The organism is Priestia sp. P5_B4, from assembly GCF_056400385.1.
Window position 1 is genome coordinate 1 of sequence record NZ_JBFULJ010000036.1, and the last position, 21,463, is coordinate 21,463.

General features: G+C 38.0%; 16 protein-coding genes and 1 pseudogene. 13 read left to right on the forward strand and 4 right to left on the reverse strand.

The window, feature by feature from the left end; translation table 11 throughout:
- The first annotated feature begins 401 nt into the window (after positions 1-401).
- On the forward strand, positions 402-1,394 hold the full coding sequence (locus AC1DRF_RS06685) for a zinc-binding dehydrogenase (RefSeq protein WP_043981681.1): 993 nt from the start codon (positions 402-404) through the stop codon (positions 1,392-1,394).
- A gap of 95 nt (positions 1,395-1,489) precedes the next feature.
- Here AC1DRF_RS06685 and AC1DRF_RS06690 read toward each other — a convergent pair whose 3' ends face one another.
- Together AC1DRF_RS06690 and AC1DRF_RS06695 are read right to left on the reverse strand one after the other, a co-directional pair.
- Positions 1,490-3,070 carry a lactate permease LctP family transporter gene (locus tag AC1DRF_RS06690; protein ID WP_043981682.1) on the reverse strand — a complete coding sequence of 527 codons (1,581 nt, stop codon included), beginning with the start codon at positions 3,068-3,070 and terminating at the stop codon, positions 1,490-1,492.
- A 62-nt stretch (positions 3,071-3,132) separates the two neighbouring features.
- On the reverse strand, positions 3,133-4,089 hold the full coding sequence (locus AC1DRF_RS06695; RefSeq protein WP_013081626.1) for an L-lactate dehydrogenase: 957 nt from the start codon (positions 4,087-4,089) through the stop codon (positions 3,133-3,135).
- 332 nt (positions 4,090-4,421) lie between these two features.
- On the opposite strand from AC1DRF_RS06695, the gene AC1DRF_RS06700 reads away from it, so the two are divergent.
- Both AC1DRF_RS06700 and AC1DRF_RS06705 read left to right on the forward strand, forming a co-directional pair.
- A complete protein-coding gene (locus tag AC1DRF_RS06700; RefSeq protein WP_043981683.1) occupies positions 4,422-5,297 on the forward strand; it encodes a cation diffusion facilitator family transporter in 876 nt (291 codons plus the stop codon).
- 140 nt (positions 5,298-5,437) lie between these two features.
- Positions 5,438-7,456 (forward strand): methyl-accepting chemotaxis protein, encoded by a 2,019-nt coding sequence (locus AC1DRF_RS06705; RefSeq protein WP_427076875.1) that lies wholly within the window; start codon positions 5,438-5,440, stop codon positions 7,454-7,456.
- A 202-nt stretch (positions 7,457-7,658) separates the two neighbouring features.
- On the opposite strand, the gene AC1DRF_RS06710 is transcribed toward AC1DRF_RS06705, so the two are convergent.
- The gene (locus tag AC1DRF_RS06710) at positions 7,659-8,570 is read right to left on the reverse strand and encodes an RluA family pseudouridine synthase (RefSeq protein WP_477740466.1); all 912 of its coding nucleotides are present in this window, start codon (positions 8,568-8,570) and stop codon (positions 7,659-7,661) included.
- A gap of 155 nt (positions 8,571-8,725) precedes the next feature.
- On the opposite strand from AC1DRF_RS06710, the gene AC1DRF_RS06715 reads away from it, so the two are divergent.
- The 10 genes from AC1DRF_RS06715 to AC1DRF_RS06760 all read left to right on the forward strand — a co-directional run bounded on the left by AC1DRF_RS06715 (position 8,726) and on the right by AC1DRF_RS06760 (position 21,231).
- The gene (locus tag AC1DRF_RS06715; protein ID WP_427076873.1) at positions 8,726-9,118 is read left to right on the forward strand and encodes a DUF5365 family protein; all 393 of its coding nucleotides are present in this window, start codon (positions 8,726-8,728) and stop codon (positions 9,116-9,118) included.
- A gap of 233 nt (positions 9,119-9,351) precedes the next feature.
- Positions 9,352-10,344, forward strand: a complete 993-nt coding sequence (locus AC1DRF_RS06720; protein WP_427076872.1) for a Gfo/Idh/MocA family protein — start codon at positions 9,352-9,354, stop codon at positions 10,342-10,344.
- A gap of 259 nt (positions 10,345-10,603) precedes the next feature.
- The gene (locus AC1DRF_RS06725) at positions 10,604-11,398 is read left to right on the forward strand and encodes a SurA N-terminal domain-containing protein (RefSeq protein WP_013055258.1); all 795 of its coding nucleotides are present in this window, start codon (positions 10,604-10,606) and stop codon (positions 11,396-11,398) included.
- Between the two features lie 189 nt (positions 11,399-11,587).
- Positions 11,588-12,358, forward strand: a complete 771-nt coding sequence (locus AC1DRF_RS06730) for a L,D-transpeptidase (protein ID WP_427076870.1) — start codon at positions 11,588-11,590, stop codon at positions 12,356-12,358.
- Positions 12,359-12,674: 316 nt separating this feature from the next.
- Positions 12,675-14,213, forward strand: a complete 1,539-nt coding sequence (locus AC1DRF_RS06735) for a carbon-nitrogen hydrolase family protein (protein ID WP_013055260.1) — start codon at positions 12,675-12,677, stop codon at positions 14,211-14,213.
- A 113-nt stretch (positions 14,214-14,326) separates the two neighbouring features.
- Positions 14,327-14,881 carry a glycerol-3-phosphate responsive antiterminator gene (locus tag AC1DRF_RS06740; protein ID WP_043981688.1) on the forward strand — a complete coding sequence of 185 codons (555 nt, stop codon included), beginning with the start codon at positions 14,327-14,329 and terminating at the stop codon, positions 14,879-14,881.
- A 178-nt stretch (positions 14,882-15,059) separates the two neighbouring features.
- Positions 15,060-15,887: an MIP/aquaporin family protein gene (locus tag AC1DRF_RS06745; protein WP_025752994.1), complete on the forward strand. Its 828-nt coding sequence runs from the start codon at positions 15,060-15,062 to the stop codon at positions 15,885-15,887.
- Positions 15,888-15,954: 67 nt separating this feature from the next.
- Entirely contained in the window at positions 15,955-17,445 is a 1,491-nt protein-coding gene (gene glpK / locus AC1DRF_RS06750) for a glycerol kinase GlpK (RefSeq protein ID WP_477740467.1), read from the forward strand.
- A gap of 187 nt (positions 17,446-17,632) precedes the next feature.
- Positions 17,633-19,312: a glycerol-3-phosphate dehydrogenase/oxidase gene (locus tag AC1DRF_RS06755; protein WP_043981690.1), complete on the forward strand. Its 1,680-nt coding sequence runs from the start codon at positions 17,633-17,635 to the stop codon at positions 19,310-19,312.
- A 164-nt stretch (positions 19,313-19,476) separates the two neighbouring features.
- Positions 19,477-21,231, forward strand: a complete 1,755-nt coding sequence (locus tag AC1DRF_RS06760) for a phospho-sugar mutase (protein ID WP_230184802.1) — start codon at positions 19,477-19,479, stop codon at positions 21,229-21,231.
- Positions 21,232-21,265: 34 nt separating this feature from the next.
- Here AC1DRF_RS06760 and AC1DRF_RS06765 read toward each other — a convergent pair.
- Positions 21,266-21,463, reverse strand: a pseudogene (locus AC1DRF_RS06765) (biotin transporter BioY); the annotation flags it as partial.

A 21,463-nucleotide genomic window follows, 5' to 3' on the forward strand; every position in this document is an offset into this window, starting at 1 on the left:
CCTAATTAATTAACCTTATTTATGTAACAATTATGTGTTTTATATTTCTTTTGTTACATTTATATTACAATAAATTTGTAATAAAAGAAAGTGTTTTGTCTTTTTTTCTTAAATTTTTTTAGTTTTTTACTAGTTTCTAAACTAGTTATAGTAAGGGGATTACCAGTTAAAGGTTGATTTATCAACGTTTTCAGGCGTTTCTTTCTACTTTTTAATCTTTTTTTCAAAAAAAGATTGTTTGTAACAAAAATGTAATAAAAGAAGCTTAATACCTTTACGATACAGAAAAATAAAGATAAAACAGTGAAAGATCGATTCTAAAAGTTTGTTTTCCTTTTTTAGGCATATTTCTTTTTGGGTTTTGAGGTTTTTAGTAGAGTAGATTAAAAGGAGGCGAAATGATGAAAGGTATTATACATAGTGAAAAAAGTGGAATAGCAGGCATGAAGTACAGAAATCTTCAGGAGATGCTCCCTGAAAGAGGAGAAGTAAAAGTAAGACTAAAAACAGCAGGTTTAAACCGGAGAGATTTATTCGTTATGAATAATCGAGGCAAAGGAGATAAGCCGTTTATCCCCGGTTCAGACGGTGCAGGCATTATAGAAGAATTGGGAGAAGGCGTAAAAGGTTTAAAAAAAGGAATGGAAGTAATTATTAATCCAAGTCTAGAGTGGGATTGTGTAGAACACGTTCCACTTACACCTAAAATTTTAGGCGGTCCATCACATGGAACATTTGCAGAGTATGTAATCATACAAGCGAATAACGTTGTACAAAAGCCATCTTATCTATCTTGGAAACAGGCGGGAGTTCTTTCATTATCCGCTTTAACTGCTTATAGAGCTCTATTTACAAAAGGCCAATTAAAAAAAGGAGAGCACCTCCTTATTCCCGGTATAGGAAGCGGAGTCGCGACCTATGGATTGTTATTCGCAAAAGCTATCGGAGCTAACGTAACAGTCACTTCTAGAAGTGGTGAAAAAAGAAAGCAAGCTCTAAAGCATGGAGCGAATTATGCATTAGATAGCGGAAGCAACCTAAAAGAAGAAACCAACAATAGAAAAGTAGATATCATACTTGATAGTGTGGGGGCAGCTTTATTTCCTGCTTATTTTGAAATATTAAAGCCAAATGGAAGAATTGTTAATTTTGGTGCAAGTTCTGGAAATGAAGTTGAACTACCTCTAAGAACCATTTTTTATCCTCAATTCAACATACTTGGTACGTCTATGGGAAGTCAGGAAGAATTCGTGGACATGATGGATTTTATAGAGAAACATCAAATTAAACCAATCGTCGATCGATTCTATCCGCTGTCAGAGGCAGTTGCAGCTTGCGAACGATTAGATAAAGGGAAACAATTTGGCAACATAGGTTTACTTATTTCGGAATAAAAAAACCCCCAGCGCTAACTGGGGACTTTTTTATATAATCAAACGTTTGTTTAAATGAAAGAAACACGGTAATAACAGCTTTTTAGCGCTTTTTATCATAACCACCAAGCCAATAAAAAAGTAACCAACCCTCCTAGTATCAAAAATCCCATGCTGTATTTGAGCGTGTATTTAAACAGTTCACCTTCTTTTCCAGCCAGTCCCACTGCTCCGGCAGCGACGGCAATTGATTGAGGAGAAAGCATTTTAGCCATCACGCCGCCGGCAGTATTGGCCGCTACGAGAATAACTGGCAAGACATTAATTTGCTGAGCTGTAGTTAGCTGCAAGTTGCCGAACAGCGCATTATTTGATACGACAGATCCCGTTAGAAATACGCCGATCCAGCCAAGAAATGGAGATAAAAATGGAAAATAAGCGGCTGATGTAGCGAGCGCCAATCCAAGTGTAGAAGACTGTCCTGAATAATTTGAAATAAAAGCAAAAGCAATGACCATCATAATAGTAATAATAGGTCTTGATAATTCTTTTACGGTTTCTAAAAGAGTGGTCCATGCCACTTTTGGCGATACGTTAAGCAAGAAAACTGAAAGGATACAAGCAATAAGAATTGCTGTACCTGTTGCTGCAAATACGTCTATTTTTAAGATAGCAGCGTAAGGCGTAGGATCTTTTACTAAAGGCGCTGCTTTAATTACGTGATTGTGTAAAAATGGGACGTTAATAAGCAGGTTCATATGTTCAAGCATTTTTTTGACAAAAGAAATGCTCCAAGCCGTAACGAGTATCGTTAATAGAATAAAAGGAGACCAAGCCTTTAAAATCTGTTTTGGTGACAGGCTGAAGCTTTTAGCTGCTGCCGGGCTTGTTCGTTTAATATAAAAAGCAAGAGCAAGTAAACTCACAATAGAAGATGTGATATTTGGAAGTTCAGGGCCGATGTATGTAACAGTTAAATACTGTGTCAGTGCATAGGAAACGGCTGTGATGCTCGTTGCTTTCCATACGTCTTTTAATCCTTTTATCCCATCCATAATAAAGACAAGTAAAAAAGGGATAAGAAAAGAAATAATCGGAAGCTGCGTGCCAAGAAAATGAGCAATTTCTTTTGGATCTATGCCAGATACTTGTCCTGCGACAATAACAGGAATCCCCATGGCGCCAAACGCTCCTGAAGCTGTATTAGCAATTAAACATAGCGCCGCTGCTTTTAATGGTTTGAACCCAAGTCCAACTAGAAGCGCTGCTGTAATGGCAATTGGAGCTCCAAATCCCGCTGCCCCTTCTAAAAAAGCATTAAAGGAAAAAGCAACAAGCAGCATTTGCAAGCGGGGGTCATCCGTTATTGAAATAATAGATTGTCTGATGGTAGTAAACTGTCCGCTTTTGACAGTTAGCTTGTATAAGAACACCGCTCCGATAATAATATAGCTGATGGGCCAAAGTGCATACAGAAACCCATAGCCTGTGGCTCCTAAGATCATTGAGGCAGGCATATCATAAAAATAAATAGCAATAATCATAGAAAGAAGCACCGTAATACCAGCAGCAATATGTCCTTTTAATTTCAAAAGAGTTAAAGCAATAAAGAAAAAGATAATGGGGATGAGTGCAATTAGTGCAGAAAGCCAAATATTATCTAACGGATTATATACCTGAGTCCACGTCATATTCATACACCTCTACTACATATTTAAAACAAGGGAGCGGGGGAGTCCCCCGCAAAAATCTTTAGATGTTACACAAAAGCTCTGTCGCGAGTTTGCTTAAGTATGCTAGCAGAGTGCTCGAGCTGCTGCTGTTCGTGAGGGGTTAAATTCAATTCAATAATTTGACGCACGCCGTTTTTATTAATGATAGCTGGTACGCCGATATACACATCAGAAATACCATATTGTCCTTCTAATAAAGCAGATACTGTTAAAATAGAATTTTCATCATCTAAAATAGCCTTGGTAATGCGTACAAGTCCCATTGCAATTCCGTAATAAGTCGCTCCTTTTCGATTAATAATATGGTAAGCCGCATCGCGGGTTTGTTCGAATAGATGCTGCATATCCGGTTCTTTTTCAATAGCGGCAGTATTGATAAAATGTTCGAGCTTCACACCGCCAATTTGCGCGTGGCTCCAAACAGGAAATTCCGTATCTCCATGTTCCCCCATAATATAAGCGTGGACGTTGCGAGAATCTACTTCGAAATAGTCGCTTAACAAGTAGCGGAAGCGAGCTGTGTCAAGAATCGTTCCTGAACCAATTACCCGTTCGTTTGGTAATCCTGATACTTTTTGTGTAACGTGTGCGAGAATATCAACTGGATTTGTTGCCACTAAAATGATGCCGTCAAATCCGCTGTTCATAATATCTTTTACAATGCATTCAAAAATTTTAACGTTTTTTTCAACTAGATCTAAGCGTGTTTCCCCTGGAGCTTGATTAGCGCCCGCTGTAATAACTACTAAATCAGCGTCAGCACAGTCTTTATAATCTCCAGCCCAGATTTTCATCGGTGTGGCAAATGGCATTCCATGATTGATATCACGTGCTTCACCTTCTGCTTTTTCTTTGTTCATATCGATTAACACTAATTCATTGGCAATACCTTGATTCACCATTGAAAAAGCGTAGCTTGAGCCAACAAAACCAGTTCCGATAACAGCAACTTTTCGTGTTTTTGGTGTGAATTGTGTTTTCATTTGTATCATCCTTTGAATTTTATTTTGTGATGTTTTTCACAATGTTAGTGTAACAAGAATAAATTGCTTCAGCTGTGATAAAAATCACACCCTTTAAAAAATAGTAAACAATTTTACAGGGCGATTTTAAAAAATGTCCTTCTACATGAAGTGCCACATTTAGAAAGATCTTAAACGTTTAAAGTGTTGAGTAAAGGCAACTTGTTTTGCAGAAAGCTAAAGAGTTTAACATTCTCTATTTGTATGTTAGCAGCCAATAATGTTTCTATAGACCCACACGAAATCCATTTGTTACACTAAGTTTGCTTATTTTGAATAAAGGAGTGGAAGGGATGGAGAACTACTATGAGCAAGCCCAAAAAGGCGCTTGGGTTAGTATCTTATCATATATCTTTTTATCAACATGTAAACTTATCATTGCGGGTGTCACCGCTTCCTCTGCATTAAAAGCCGACGGTCTTAATAATGTTACAGATATTATTGCATCGATTGCTGTCTTGGTCGGCTTAAAAATCTCTAAAAAACCTCGTGATAATGATCATCCCTATGGACATTCCAGAGCGGAACATATTTCTTCACTTATTGCTTCTTTTATTATGATGGTCATCGGACTAGAAGTATTGGTTGATGCGGGTCAGTCATTATTTATGGACAAATCTGAAGCTCCTAATTTACTGGCTGCTTGGGTAGGTCTTGGAGCGGCTGCTATTATGGGTGGTGTTTACCGATATAATATTAAGCTTGCTAAAAAACTTGATAGCCAGTCTTTATATGCAGTTGCTAAAGATAATTTGTCTGATGCACTTGTGAGTATAGGGGCTGTTGTGGGAATTTTCGGCTCCCAATTCGGCTTGCCATGGCTGGATGTGGTAGCTGCTTTTGCTGTGGGAATTATTATTTGTAAAACAGCCATTGAGATTTTTAAAGAAGCGGCTCATTCCTTAACGGACGGATTTGATGAAGAAAAGTTAGGGCACTACAAAGAAAGCATCGAGCTTGTAGAAGGTGTAAAAGAAGTAGAAGATGTGAAAGCGCGCAAGCTTGGTAATCAAGTCGTGATTGATGTAACTGTTAAAGTAGATCCCCATTTAAATGTTATCAAAAGCCATGAAATTGCCGATCAAATTGAACATATGATGAACGATGAGCATCAAATTAAAGATACGCTTGTTCATATTGAACCTGATGCATACGAAAAGCAAAAATAAGACCAGCACGTTCTTTCGTTATGAAAGGATGCGCTGGTTTTATTTTGCGGGAATTTGAAATAAATCACAAAAACTTCTTCAAAAATGAAAATGAAAAGCCGTTATTAGTAATATAAAGATTTTTGTAGAAGGGTGAGGGAATGAAGAGGTTAAGTGCAAAGCTCGTAGTATTTTTTAGTGTTTTTATAGCTATTTTATTATTAGTTGTTTCAGGGGCTGTTTATCAATTTACCAAAACGCAAATAGAAAAAGATGTAGAAGTTCAGTCTCAAAGTCAAGTGAAAGAGTTAAAAGAAACCATTCATACATACTTAGACATGTATAGTCGTTCTTTGCTGACGTATAGTGAAAACGATGTAATTGTTAATTTTGTTAAGCAGGAAGGAGATCAAACAAACCAAGAGAAAAATCCGTATTTTACATGGAACACAGTTCAAAAAGAGTTTACGCAGTTTAAAGAAAAGTATCCAAACCTAGCACTTGAATACATAGGCACTCAAAATAAAGGAATGTATTCTGTTCCCAAACAAGAGTTTGGTTCAAACTATGATCCGACTTCAAGGGTATGGTACAAACAAGCAGTAGAATCACCTAATGATGTTGTTTATACGGATCCATATGAAGATGCAGCAACAAAAAAGACGGTCGTGACAATTGCAAAGGCTATTTTAGATCCAGATACTAAAAATGTACTGGGCGTTATAGCTACTGATTTAGACTTAGATGCATTAAAAAACATTGTAGGTAAAGCAGAAGTAAATCACGGTGGGTATGCATTTTTATTTGATCAAAATGGCACAGCGCTCGTTCATCCAACAGAAGCTGGGGAAAATTTGATGAATCAGCCATTTATGAAAAAAATGTACGAAGCAGACCGGAATAGAGATTTCATGAAGTATACCTTTCAAGGTGAAGAAAGAGTCATGGCATATGATACTCTCGAAGGGACGAATTGGAAGATAGGAAATGCCTTTATTTATAATGAAATGCTCTCAAGCGCTCATCATTTACTGACTGTTATTGTCTGGATTGCGTTAATTGGAATCTTATTATCAGTGGTGTTAACCATCTTTTTCTCAAGAATTATTACTAATCCAATTCGCCGCTTGAAAAATGAAGTAGCCAAAGTAACAGCTGGCGATTTAACGGTTCAGGTGAAGACGAAGTCAAAAGATGAAATTGGTGAGCTTACTCATTTATTTAATGATATGGTAGCCAAAATGAAAACATTGATTGGCACGGTTCAGACGTCTGTTGAGACAGTAAAAACGTCTGTTGAAGACTTGAGTGCCGTATCTGAAGAAGCAACTGCATCCAGTGAGGAAATCGGCCGGGCAATCCATGAGATTGCCAGCGGTGCCACGCAGCAAGCTTCTGACGCTGACTCTACTAATCATAAAACGATGAGTTTATCTTCGCAAATTGAAGAAGTCATTGAACAAAATGCACAGATTAATAAAATGACGATTGAAGCTGTAAGCATCAATAAAAAAGGTTTAAAACAGATGCAGCTCCTTCGCAACCAAACCACTGAATCGTCTCAAACGATTCACGCTGTTCAAGCTGTAATGGAAGAGTTAACAAATAAGATGAAAAAAATTGAATCTATTATTTTCACGATTAATAGTATTTCAGATCAGACAAATTTACTTGCATTAAATGCTAGTATTGAAGCAGCTCGTGCAGGAGAACATGGCAAAGGATTTGCGGTAGTAGCTGAAGAAGTGCGAAAACTTGCTGAACAGTCCTCTCAGGCCACTGAACAAGTTCGCCATACGATTGCAGCGATTCAAGGTGAAGTCGCTGCTGCGCGTGAAGAATGCAACCGTACAGAAGAGCTTTCAAAGTCTCAAGACTTTGTGGTAGGAGATACAGAACGAGCTTTTCTTGAAATTGCAACTACGATTGAACAAGTGGCGGCGGCTGTCGAACATGTGACAAGCAGCATGGACAGTATCGATGAGCATAAGGAAGACGTGGTAGCGGCAATTCAAAGCATAGCAGCCATTGCACAGCAATCAGCAGCAGGAACTGAAGAGATTACCGCTTCCACAGAAGAACAAATTAGAGCTATTTCTACTGTTTCTCAATCAGCGGAACATCTGCAAGAGATTAGTGAAGAATTGGCGAACTTGATTCGTCAATTTAAAATTCAATAGAAAAAAAGAGGCTAGGACAAAAGTATTTTAGTTAAAGGAAAATCCGAACGATGAATTGAGATTCTTGATAAAGAATTCAACTCGTTCGGATTTTTTTATTGATATGGTGAACGCAGGTTTCATGTAGGTATCTCAAGCGGTTCAGCGCACTTCTTCTATTTGTTTGCCCTTAGCTGGTTGTGTCTTAACCTCTCTTTTATATTTAATAGGAAAGCAACTTGCTGTAAGGCAAAAAGACTTGCTGAGTTAGAGGTGCAACAGCTGAGACGCGCTGATGTGTAAACGGATGTATAAAAGAAAGCTTAATGGCATGTAAAGCTTGCTGCTGCTCTTTTAATCTCTTTCCTCCATAAAGAGTATCACCAAGTAATGGATAGCCGATGTGACTCATATGAACACGAATTTGGTGAGTGCGTCCAGTTTCGAGCGAAAGTTCAATAAGCGTTTCGTTTTTTGCCGTATTGCGTTTTAACACCCGATAACGTGTTTTGGCAGCTTGTCCGGTTCTAGATACTCGTCTTCTTGTAGCGTGATGACGATCACGTCCAATGGGTTCATTGATGATTCCGTCCTCTTTTTTTATGATTCCTTGGACGAGGGCAATATAAGTCCGATTAATTTTACGTTCAGCCAGCAGCTGGTCAAACACGGAGCTTGCTACAAAATGCTTCGTGAATAAGATAGCACCTGATGTATCGCTGTCCAAACGGTGAACGTGTCTAGGCTTTGTTTTGAGGCCTATTTTTTGAAAATAAGCAGCTACAGCATTTAAAAGAGTTTTTTGGTCTTGTTCTGATGAAGGATGAGTATCTAGGTTTATTGGTTTGTTTACGATTAGTACGTGCTCATCTTCAAACAAAATTTCTATATCAACATTGTAAGGTGTTATTTCATTAGGCTCTGCTTCAAAAAAAGGAAGTGACATTTTATCATGTTCCTTAAGAGTGTTTCTCCATGGTAAAGGCTCGCCGTTTATAAGCACATTTTTCTTCATCCGAAACTGATGCAGCGTTTTTTTAGGAATACGCCATTCCGTTTTTAAATACTCTTCAATTGTTTGCCCTGCATCATTTTTTGCGATTTTATCTTCTAGCCATTGGCCGTGTATACTCATATTTAATCCCTTCCTTACATACTAGTAAATATCCTTTAATCTTTTAAAAGAACTTGTAAATAATTAGGAGGAAATAACTACCTGAAGTTCTCGTTTTATGTTTATGTTATGCTAAATAAAGAGACATAAGTTAAGAGAAAAAAGGGGGGGTAACCATGAAAATTGCCCAAGCAGCTCCGCCAGAAATGGAGAATTACATAGAAGAGTTGACTGAACAGCTTCGCTATGACTTGTTACCTCGGTATGTATCTGTAGATAAGCTTAATCCTGATGAATTATTAAACCCAGATTATTGTACAGACCATTTATATAATGGCTTACTCGATGAAGCATTGCAAGTCATTAGTAGCCTTCAGACAATAATTGCCGTGATTGAAGCGATCAAACACCGGCCGATTGAAGAAAGCGACTGCGAGCAATTCGAAAAAAATATTGCAATTTTAAAAAAATACGGGTTCTTATTTCCTGTTTCCATTGAGTGTTTTGCAAAAGAAAACAATTTGATTACGTATTCGTATGAATCGTTTTATAATTCATACATAAATTAAAGAAAGAGGCTGAGACAAAAGCATTTTAGACGAAGTGAAGAACGAACCATTGATCGAGATTTTTGATTAGTGGTTCGTTTTTTTGTTATGGTAAACGTAGGATTCATTTAGTTGTGTCTCAACTTATTTCTTTTTATTGGTATATTTCAGATTTCAATTGGACATTCAAAAAGAGCTTGTGATATGGTCAAACTTGTATAAATCCATCACAAAAAACAAATAGGAGCGAAAACATGACAAAAGCAAAATTATGTTTTATCGGTGCAGGCTTTCACGCATCAACGAACATTTATCCGTCCGTTATTGAAGCGGGAGCAGAAATTAAAGCAATTTCCACACGCAGTATGGAAAGATCAAAAGCTGCTCTTCAGCGATTTGGTAGCAGCGGTACGCCATACGATGATTATAAGGAAATGCTGAAGCAGGAAAAGTGCGACGGAGTAGTAGTTGTGGCACAGCCTGAAGATCATTCTGCTTTGGTGCTTGACTGCATTCGAGCGGGAAAAAATGTTTATGTGGAAAAGCCTTTGGGGCTGAATGAAAGGGAAGCAAAAGAGATTTCAGATGCTGCTAGGGAAGCTGGCGTAAAAGTAATGGTAGGTTTTATGAAGCGCTATGCACCTTGCTATATAAAACTAAAAGAGCTCATTGAAGAAGGAAAACTTGGAAACGTCCGTTCATTTCAAGCGAGGTTTGCTGTAGACAGTACCCCTTTTTGTAAAGATGAAGAGCAGTTTATGAAGCTTGCTGCCATACATATTGTTGATCTTGTCCGTCACTTGTTCGGCGAAGTCGTTCACGTGGCAGGGTTCAGAAATAATCATGGTGAGTATATTTCAAATAGTATTTCGCTGAAGTTTGAAAATGGCACTGTAGGGAGCCTGTATTTTACTGGCATGACAGCGTGGTCTCGCGAAAGCGAAAACTTATTAGTGACATTTGACAATGGCTTTGCTTTTGCTGATGAAGTAAACGCATTGACTATTCACGAATCTCAGACTTTTGATGATTTACCATGGAAGTCATTAAAAGAAAGCGACCGTGTGTTTACACCTTCTGCTTCTCCAATGTCAGGAGCATATCGAGATCTTTACCTTCGTGGATTTGTTGGAGAGATGGCTCATTTCATTGAGTGTTGTACAAGTGATAAAGAACTTCTTTCCAGTGGAAGTGACAATGTAAAAACCATGAAATTATGTGATCAAATACTGTCATCTTTAATGTAAAGAAAGCTTTAAAGAAAAGAATGTACGATGAATAAATTTCTGCAAATTATGTAAAACATACTAAATAATGTTATGATTAGACAAGTCGTATAAACGAAATTGTTTACCTCTCATAAGATTACAGAACGTTTCAATCTTATTACATATGTTTAAAATTAGACTAAATGGTTTCTTTTTACGCCTATATCATATACAATGCCCCCTAGATGATTTTTTCTAATAGCTAATAATCGTTTGGGATTATGAAAGGAGATTAATCATGAAAAAACTGATGTATACATTGCTCATTGGGTTAATTGCTGCAGCTTTAACAGCATGCGGTTCAAACGATGATGCAAAGCAATCAAAAAGTGATGATCAGAAAACTGCACAAACTGAGAAGCAAAAAGAGGCTCAGGAAAAGCAGGAAAAGCAAGCAAAAGAAATGCAGAAGAAATTAGATAAACAAAAAGTAGATGAGAAGAAAACCGTAGCGGTTGTAAACGGTAAAAAAGTTTCTGGTGAAGAATATAATGCGGCATTATCTTCATCACAAGCCCAATATCAACAAATGGGACAAGACCCAACATCTAAAGAAGCAGCTAAACAAGTAAAGCAGCAAACAATTGACAATTTAGTAGGTCAAACGCTGCTATTGCAAGAAGCTGAAAACAAAGGCTATAAAGCAACTGATGAAGAAGTAAATAAAAAGTTAAAAGAAACGAAAAAGCAGTTCAAAACAGATAAACAGTTTAAAGCGGCTTTAAAAGATGCAGGACTAACTCAATCACAATTAAAGTCTGAGCTGGCTGACAGCATTAAATATCAGCAGTACGTAGATAAAGACATCCAAACACCAGAAGTAACAGATAAAGAAATTCAAGATTATTACGATCAATTTGCAAAACAAAGCCAAAGTCAAGCAAGCGGCGGTAAAGAACAATCTCAAATGCCAAAGCTTGAAGACGTAAAGCCACAAATTAAGCAGCAGCTTGAACAACAAAAGAAACAAGAAGCATTAGAGAAAAAAGTTGAAGAACTTAAGAAAAATGCAAAAGTTGAAGTKAAGCTTTAAATACAAAAAAAACGTCCCTTTAAAGGGCCGTTTTTTTGTTATGTACATTTATTGCTTCTTGTCAGTAAAAAGGGGTGCGTGAAAGATTTTATTGTATTTTGACTTATAAGATAAAAAGTGTTCTGATGGTTTGACTTTCATCCTATACTTTTCTTATATAGATATAAGAGAAATTGGGGGAGTCGATAAATGAAAAAGGTGGCTGTTTTTTTTGTTGGGCTTGTTTTTTTACTCGCGGGGATAGGCCTGACAGGCAATGCGTCTGCGGCGTCAAATCAACTTATTATTATTAATAAATCTACTAACACCCTTGCTTTTTATGATGGAGGAAAATTAGTAAAGACGTTCAAAGTTGCGACAGGCAGGCAGATGAGTTATACACCAGAGGGTACCTTCAGCATTGTGAATAAAATTAAAAACCGGCCTTATTATAAAGACAACATTCGGGGAGGAGATCCTAGGAATCCGCTAGGTGATCGCTGGCTAGGATTAAATGCGCGCGGAACATATGGAACAACGTATGCTATTCATGGAAATAATAATCCAAGTTCTATCGGAACTTACGCAAGTTCAGGGTGCATTCGTATGTATGATGAAGAGGTACGCTGGCTGTTTGACCGCGTTCAAACCGGTACAAAAGTGGTTATTGGTCAATTTCATTCTCAAGGTTTTGATTCAATCGCTGTTAAAAACAAATACAAAGTAAGCAGTGCTCCAGTCGCCCAGAACCTTTGTAAAACGAAAAAGCTTTCAAAAGGCCAAATTGGTTTTGTAACGATTGAATCACCGATGGTTTTGTTAAAAGAAGAAAAAGGAAAATGGGTAAAGATTCGTACGTTAAATCGCGGTGAACGCTATAATGTATATAAAATAGATGGCATTAAAGTTTCTTTAGGACCAGGGTTTATTGAAAATTATCCTACTAAAAAAACATCCATAAAATTAGATATTTGCAAATAGAAAATGAGGCTGGGACAAAAGTATTTTAGCCTAAGTAAAAAACGAACCATGAATCAAATATTTTGATTCATGGTTCGTTTTTTTATTATGGTGAACGTAGGTTTCATCTGTTCTGTTCCTTCTAGCAGTTGCACGGAAATCAATAGCGGTGTCACAAGCTATTTATACGAGCTAATGCATCCATTTGTTCGTCTTTAGATTGGATTTATTTCGTTATGTCTCAACTTCATTTTTTGAATTTTTAATAATGTTTATTATAATAAAAAACAGGGAAACTAATTGCCTAATGAAGAGAGAGAAAGGGTTGTTTTAACGTATGTCTACAATAGATTTATCAAAATTCGAGAAAAAAATGATTATTCGTAACATCAAACCGGACGATATAGATGAAATTTTAGCACTTCAAAAGCTATCATTCCCGGGAATGGATCCGTGGAAAAAAGAACAGCTTGAAAGTCACCTGGCCATTTTTCCAGAAGGACAAATATGTGCAGAGTACGACGGGGAAATTATCGGATCTTGTTCAAGCTTGATTGTGAACTTTGATGAGTACGATGATCAGCATACGTGGGACGATATTACAGACGAAGGATACATTACAAATCATAACCCCGAAGGCTACAATCTGTATGGAATTGAAGTAATGGTTCATCCAAAGTATCGCGGCATGAAAATAGGACGCCGCTTGTATGAAGCGCGTAAAGATTTAGCACGTGAATTGAACCTGAAAAGTATCATTATCGGAGGAAGAATTCCTAATTACCATAAGCATTCAGCTGAAATGTCGCCTAGAGAATATGTAGAGCAAGTTATTCATCATAAAATTTATGATCCAGTCCTATCTTTTCAGCTAATGAACGGATTTACGCTTATGCGTATAAACCCTGGTTATCTTCCTGATGATCTAGCTTCTAATAAGTATGCAACGCTGATGGAATGGAACAACGTAGATTATGTTCGCCGTTCAAAACGCCATTTTAAAACGTCATTCCCAGTGCGTATTTGTGTTGTTCAGTATATGATGAAACAGATCAATTCATTTGAAGAGTTTGCAACACAGGTAGAATATTATACAGATGTTGCTTATGACGCAAAAGCCGACTTCTGCGTATTCCCGGAAATTTTCACAACTCAGCTAATGTCTTTCTTGAATGAAAAGATTCCAAGCAAAGCGGTTCAGCGCGTAGCAGAATATACGGAAGAGTACATTGAACTATTCACTAATTTAGCGGTTAAATATAACGTAAATATTATTGGAGGATCCCACTTCGTTGAAGAAGATAATGGAGATATTTTTAATATTGCCTATCTATTCCGCCGAGATGGAACAATTGAAAAGCAGTACAAAGTGCATATTACACCTAATGAAAGAAAATGGTGGGGAATTAGCCCAGGAGACAAAGTTGAAGTGTTTGATACAGATTGCGGTAAAATTGCGATCCAAATTTGCTATGACATCGAATTTCCGGAGCTTGCTCGTATTGCTACCGATAAAGGTGCAAATATTATTTTTACACCATTCTGTACGGAAGACCGTCAAGGCTATTTGCGCGTAAGATACTGCTCTCAGGCGCGCGCGATCGAAAACCAAATTTATACGGTTATCGCAGGTACAGTTGGAAACCTGCCTGAAACAGAAAACATGGATATTCAGTATGCTCAGTCCGCTATTTTTGCACCGTCTGACTTTGAATTTGCACGAGACGGCATTGTAGGAGAATGTAATCCTAATATTGAAATGGTAGTTATTGGAGACGTAGATTTAGAAATTCTTCGCCGCCAGCGTCAATCGGGAACGGTTCGTCAATTAAAAGACCGACGCCACGACGTTTACAATATTAAATATAAAAAATAAAGAAGTTTCTAAAAACATCATGCAAATGCATGGTGTTTTTTATTTCAACTTTTGCCATAATAAAAACTATTACAATGAATTTTGTGGACTAACCATGGAAAAGAGGGGAAAACATGAGTTTTCATGGACAATCGGTATTACCCGCTGTTCGAGATATGAAGCAATTGGAAAAATTTTTAGTAAGTAATTATGAGTACGGAGTTCTTTTAGACAATCAAGTGGGCATGCTAAAAGGAATTATGAAAGAGGTCCATAAGCATGAAAAGAAACTAATCATTCATTTAGATTTAATTCATGGCTTAAAGCACGATGAATATGCGGTTGATTTTTTGTGTCAGGAGTTTAAGCCTGCGGGGATTATTTCGACAAGAACAAACGTCATTTTAAAAGCTAAACAAAGAGGGATTTATGCCATTCAACGGGTCTTTTTATTAGACAGCACGGCTTTGAAGAAAAGCTACGAGTTAATGAAGAAAGTAAAACCCGATTATATTGAGCTTCTTCCTGGAATTGTGCCCACTTTAATCCAAGAAGTCAAAGCTGAAACAGGCATTCCAGTGTTAGCTGGAGGTTTAATACGAACCGAAAAAGAAGTGCTGAATGCTTTAGGAGCCGGGGCTTCTGCTGTTACAACATCAAATAGAGAACTGTGGAGTATTTCAACTTAAAAAAACTGTTTGACAACGCTTTCACCATCTAGTAAACTTCTAGATAAGTTAATAGATGTGAGGGAGAATAGGAGATCCACGGTATAGCCTTTTAATGATTTTATTAGGGGGATGTATTGTGGATTTTCTTATTTTCTTGTTATTTTAATYGTTTTCATACAAAGGGGAGGTTATTTATATGCAAGCATTCTTAGGAGAAATAATTGGAACAATGATTTTAATTATCCTTGGCGCTGGTGTATGTGCGGGCGTCAATTTAAAAAAATCGTTTGCTGCGAATTCAGGATGGATCGTTATCACAATGGGATGGGGAATGGCAGTAGCGATGGCAGCATATGCGGTTGGTAATATGAGTGGGGCACACTTAAATCCAGCGTTAACCGTAGCGCTTGCTATTACAGGTGATTTTCCGTGGTCACAAGTACCGGTGTACATTTTAGCTCAGTTTATTGGAGCCATTCTTGGCGCAACAGTTGTTTATTTACACTATCTTCCACACTGGAAAGAAACAAAAGATGCTGGTACAAAATTAGGCGTATTCGCAACGGGGCCAGCAATTGCTAACCCATTTGCAAACGTTTTAAGTGAGGCAATTGGAACGTTTGTATTAGTAGTAGGAATCTTAGCAATTGGAGCAAATAAATTTACAGATGGATTAAATCCTTTAGTAGTAGGATTTTTAATCGTAAGTATTGGTTTATCATTAGGAGGAACAACAGGCTATGCCATCAACCCTGCTCGTGATTTAGGACCTCGTATTGCTCATGCTATCTTGCCGATACCTGGCAAAGGCAGCTCGAACTGGAAATATGCTTGGGTGCCAGTAGTGGGTCCTTTAGTAGGCGGATCAATCGGGGCAGTATTTTACCAAGCGGCATTTTTAAATAAAATGTCAAGCAGTTTATGGGTTGTTTTAAGTCTAGCGCTGATTGTTTTAGCAGTTATCTACGCTGTTTCTAAACAAAAGGCAGCACAGATTCAATCAGCAGTAGTACCGAAAAAATGAATGCGCTTTACCATCTAACTATGTACAATAAAGAAACGACACTATACAGAGAATAGGGGATATTGATATGGAAAAATTTATTTTATCTTTAGACCAAGGAACAACAAGCTCACGAGCAATGTTATTTAATAAAAAAGGTGAAGTTGTACATGTAGCTCAAAAAGAGTTTACACAGTACTTTCCAAAACCAGGTTGGGTAGAGCATAATGCAAGTGAAATTTGGGGATCTATCCTAGCAGTTATCGCATCTTGTTTATCTGAGTCAGGTGTTCATGCGGATCAAATCGAAGGAATTGGGATTACCAATCAGCGTGAAACAGCAGTAGTATGGGAAAAAGCAACAGGGAAACCGGTGTACAATGCAATTGTATGGCAATCTCGACAAACGTCTGGTATTTGTGAAGAATTAAAAGCAAAAGGATTAAACGATACGTTCCGCGACAAAACGGGATTATTAATTGATGCATACTTCTCTGGAACAAAGGTGAAGTGGATTTTAGATAACGTAGAAGGTGCACGTGAAAAAGCAGAAAACGGTGAATTGTTATTCGGAACAATTGATACATGGTTAATTTGGAAGCTATCAGGCGGAAAGGCGCATGTAACGGATTACTCAAACGCATCCCGCACGCTTATGTTCAATATCTACGATTTAAAATGGGATGATGAACTGCTAGACATCTTAGGGGTACCGAAATCAATGCTTCCAGAAGTGAAGCCTTCTTCTGAAGTATACGCTCATACAGTAGACTATCATTTCTTTGGTAAAAACATTCCAATTGCTGGAGCAGCCGGGGATCAGCAAGCCGCTTTATTTGGACAAGCGTGCTATGAAAAAGGAATGGCGAAAAACACCTATGGAACAGGCTGCTTTATGCTCATGAATACGGGTGAAAAAGCAGTTAAGTCCGATCACGGTTTGTTAACTACATTAGCATGGGGGATTAACGGCAAAGTAGAATATGCGCTTGAAGGCAGTATTTTTGTAGCAGGATCTGCTATTCAGTGGCTTCGCGACGGTTTAAGAATGTTTAAAAATGCGGCTGAAACTGAAAACTATGCAACGCGAGTAGAGTCTACAGACGGCGTATATATTGTGCCAGCTTTCGTAGGACTTGGAACACCTTATTGGGATAGTGATGTACGGGGGGCGATGTTTGGATTGACTCGGGGTACAAAAAAAGAACACTTTATCCGTGCAACGCTTGAATCACTAGCTTATCAAACAAGAGATGTATTAAGTGCAATGGAAGCGGACTCTGGAATCACATTAAAAACATTGCGTGTAGACGGAGGAGYAGTTAAGAATAATTTCTTAATGCAGTTCCAAAGTGATGTGTTAGACGTTCCGGTTGAACGTCCTCAAGTGAATGAAACAACGGCTCTTGGGGCAGCATATTTAGCGGGTCTAGCGGTCGGCTACTGGAAAGATTGCGATGAAATTGCGCAGCAGTGGAATATGGAAAAATCTTTCGAACCAAGTATGGAAGAAGAAAAGCGTGAAGAATTATATAGCGGCTGGAAAAAAGCCGTACATGCAACAATGGCTTTTAAGTAATTATTTGATGAAAATCCTTTAATTAAAAGCGCATGTATGATATAATTTACTCAAGTTAATAAATTGGTTGGAGAATCGGAGAGACCACAGATCCATATGTAGGCATACTATATATGTGATTTGTGGTCTCTCTTTTTTGTATATTGGAAAAATTTTATATCTTTGAAAAATGAAAGGGGAATGACGTATGTTTTCAAGTCAAACACGTTCGAATAAATTGGTAGACATGACACAAAATCAATACGATTTACTAGTAATTGGTGGGGGAATTACTGGGTCAGGTATTGCACTTGATGCGACTCATCGAGGCATGAAAACGGCATTAGTTGAAATGCAGGATTTCGCAGCAGGAACATCTAGTCGTTCAACAAAGCTTGTTCACGGCGGTCTACGCTATTTAAAACAGTTTGAAGTTAAAATGGTAGCCGAAGTTGGTAAAGAACGTGCCATCGTATATGAAAATGGCCCTCATGTAACGACTCCGGAGTGGATGCTGTTACCTTTCCATACAGGTGGAACATTCGGTAAATTCTCAACTTCAATTGGACTGCGCGTATATGATTTTTTAGCTGGTGTAAAACGCTCAGAGCGCCGCAAAATGTTTAGCGCAGAAGAAACACTTAGCCGCGAGCCATTGGTGAAATCTAAAGATTTAAAAGGCGGCGGTTACTACGTTGAATATAAAACAGATGATGCACGTTTAACGATTGAAGTAGCTAAAGAAGCTGCAGCAAGAGGGGCAGACTTAGTCAATTACACAAAAGTGGAAAACTTCATCTACGATAAAGGAAAAGTAGTAGGGGCGGTTGTTCGTGATCAGCTTACGAATAAAGAATATAATATCTATGCGAAAAAAATCGTCAACGCTGCAGGTCCATGGGTGGACACGCTGCGTGAAAAAGATAATTCAAAAAAAGGCAAGCAGCTTCAATTAACAAAAGGAATTCACTTAGTTATTGACCAAGAACGCTTTCCGTTAAAACAAGCCATTTATTTTGATACACCTGATGGACGTATGGTATTTGCGATTCCGCGTGATGGAAAAACATACGTAGGCACAACAGACACGGTCTATAAAGAAGACGCTAGACATCCGCGTATGACTGTAAAAGACCGTCAATATGTTATTGATGCGATTAACTATATGTTCCCAACGGTTGATCTTACGGTAGACGACGTAGAATCAAGCTGGGCGGGTGTTCGTCCACTTATTCACGAACAAGGAAAAGATCCTTCTGAAATCTCGCGTAAAGATGAAATCTGGACATCAGAATCAGGTTTAATTACAATCGCTGGAGGGAAATTAACTGGGTACCGTAAAATGGCTGAAATTGTCGTAAATCGCGTAGCTGAAGATTTTAAAGCAGAAGGACGCGAATTTGAAAGCTGTCAAACTAAACATTTACCGATTTCTGGAGGTAATGTAGGCGGTTCAGGTGGGTTCCCAACGTTTGTAGAGCAAAAAGTCAAAGAAGGCATCAAACTAGGGTTATCACGTGACGCTGCTGAAAAGCTTGTAAAACGCTATGGCTCAAACGTAGATAAAGTATACCGCTACATGATTGAACGTCCTGATCAGCTAAAAAACAGCGACCTTCCAGCTAGTGTATTTCTGCAAATTCAATATGGCATAGAAGAAGAAATGGTTTCAAAACCAGTGGACTTCTTCATTAGACGTACGGGCGCTTTATTCTTTGATATCAACTGGGTAAGAAGCTGGAAAAAACAAGTGATTGCTCATATGGCCGAAGAGTTAAAGTGGACGCCTGAGCAAACAAAAGCTTATACGGATGAATTAGAACAGCACCTTCATGACGCAGTTGTACCAGTAGATGAAAAAGTTAACCGTATGACAGGTATTTCATGATAAAATAAAAAAGTACCTCAAAATTTGTCAATACAGCCATAATATAATAGCAGGAAGTCAAATTTTGACGAAGAAATATAATATGACTGTTAAAAAAAGAGAAAGACGATTACTCGTTTTTCTCTTTTCATACATATTTACATCTATATAAGGGGGCTTTTTTTATGAGTTGGAAAGAAACGTATACATCTTGGATTAATTATCCAAATTTAGATCCTGAATTACGTCAAAATTTAGACGCAATCAAAGGTGATGAAAAACAATTAGAAGATAGTTTTTATAAAACATTGGAATTTGGAACAGGCGGAATGCGTGGGGAAATTGGAGCCGGTACAAACCGTATGAATACGTATACAATCCGAAAAGCTTCCGAAGGCTTTGCTGAGTACATTAAACAAGCTGGCGAAGAAGCTATTAACCAAGGAGTAGTCATTGCGTATGATTCTCGCCACAAATCCCCTGAATTTGCAATGGAAGCAGCAAAAACATTAGCAAGTCACGGAATTAAAACGTATGTATTTGAAGAGCTAAGACCAACACCTGAACTTTCATTTGCAGTGCGTGAGTTAAACGCATTTGGAGGTATTGTTATTACAGCGAGCCACAATCCTCCTGAATATAACGGATACAAAGTATATGGTCCAGACGGTGGTCAGCTGCCGCCAAAAGAAGCTGATGAACTAGTTGGCTTTGTAAATGCTGTGGAAAATGAACTTACATTAGCTGTTCAATCTGAAGCGGAGCTAAAAGAAAAAGGTCTTATTGAAATGATTGGTTCAGCGATTGACGAAGCATACAATGAGAAACTAAAAACGATTTTAATTAATCCAGAGCTAGCTTCTGAAACAGGTAAAGATTTAAAAGTGGTTTTTACACCTCTACATGGTACAGCTAATAAGCCAGTTCGCAACGCGCTTCAATCCATCGGTTACGAAAATGTCACGGTTATTGAAGAACAAGAACTTCCTGATCCAAATTTCTCGACGGTTAAATCTCCGAATCCTGAAGAACCAGCTGCGTTTGAATATGCTGTTCGTAAAGGAAAAGAAATTGATGCAGATATCTTAATCGCAACGGATCCAGATGCAGACCGTTTAGGAATTGCTGTCAAAGATCCAAGCGGCGAATATGCGTTATTAACAGGAAACCAAACGGGTGCTTTATTGCTTCACTATTTGCTTTCTCAAAAGAAAGAAAAAGGCGTGCTGCCTGCTAATGGCGTTGTGTTAAAAACGATTGTAACGTCAGAAATCGGCGCACAAATTGCTCGTTCATTTGGACTGCAAGTTGTTGACACTCTAACCGGTTTTAAATTTATCGGTGAAAAAATTAAGCAATATGAGCAAACGGGCGAGTATACATTCCAATTCGGTTATGAAGAAAGCTACGGCTATTTAATTGGTGACTTTGCTCGTGACAAAGACGCTGTACAAGCAGCCATTCTAGCAGTAGAAGCTTGTGCTTATTATAAAAAGCAGGGCATGACGCTATATGAAGCGCTTCAGCAAGTGTTTACTAAATATGGTTTCTATCGTGAAGGTCTGAAATCTTTAACGCTTAAAGGAAAAGAAGGATCTGAGCAAATTCAGCATATTTTGGCTACATTTAGAAATGAACCTCCTAAGAATATTGCAGGATTAAATGTTTCGGTTGTAGAGGATTATACATTAAGTAAGCGTCAGCATATTAAAGCAGGAAAAGTAGAAGAAATTACATTGCCAAAATCAAATGTATTAAAATATATCTTAGAAGACGGTTCTTGGTTCTGCCTTCGTCCGTCTGGTACAGAGCCAAAAGTGAAGTTCTATTTTGGCGTCGTGTCAGAAGATGAAGCAACGAGCATTGCTCATTTAGAAGCTGTACAAACAGCTGTAATGGGTGAAGTAGAACGTGTATTAGATAAAGTGAAAACGGTATAAAAGTAAAGCCTGCTCAAACTTGAGCAGGCTTCTTTTATGATACTTTATTTGATTGCGTATTTGACAAATACGAAGAAGATCGTAGGGCTTTATAAATTTTCGGAGCAAGCATAGCCCCAAGAACAGTAAAAATAAGATCCTTTACCGCAAACCACGACATAATCTTCCAAGCGGCTGCATATGTCATTGCAGGAGCTTCAAGCCAGTAATTAACCGCTGCATACATATACGT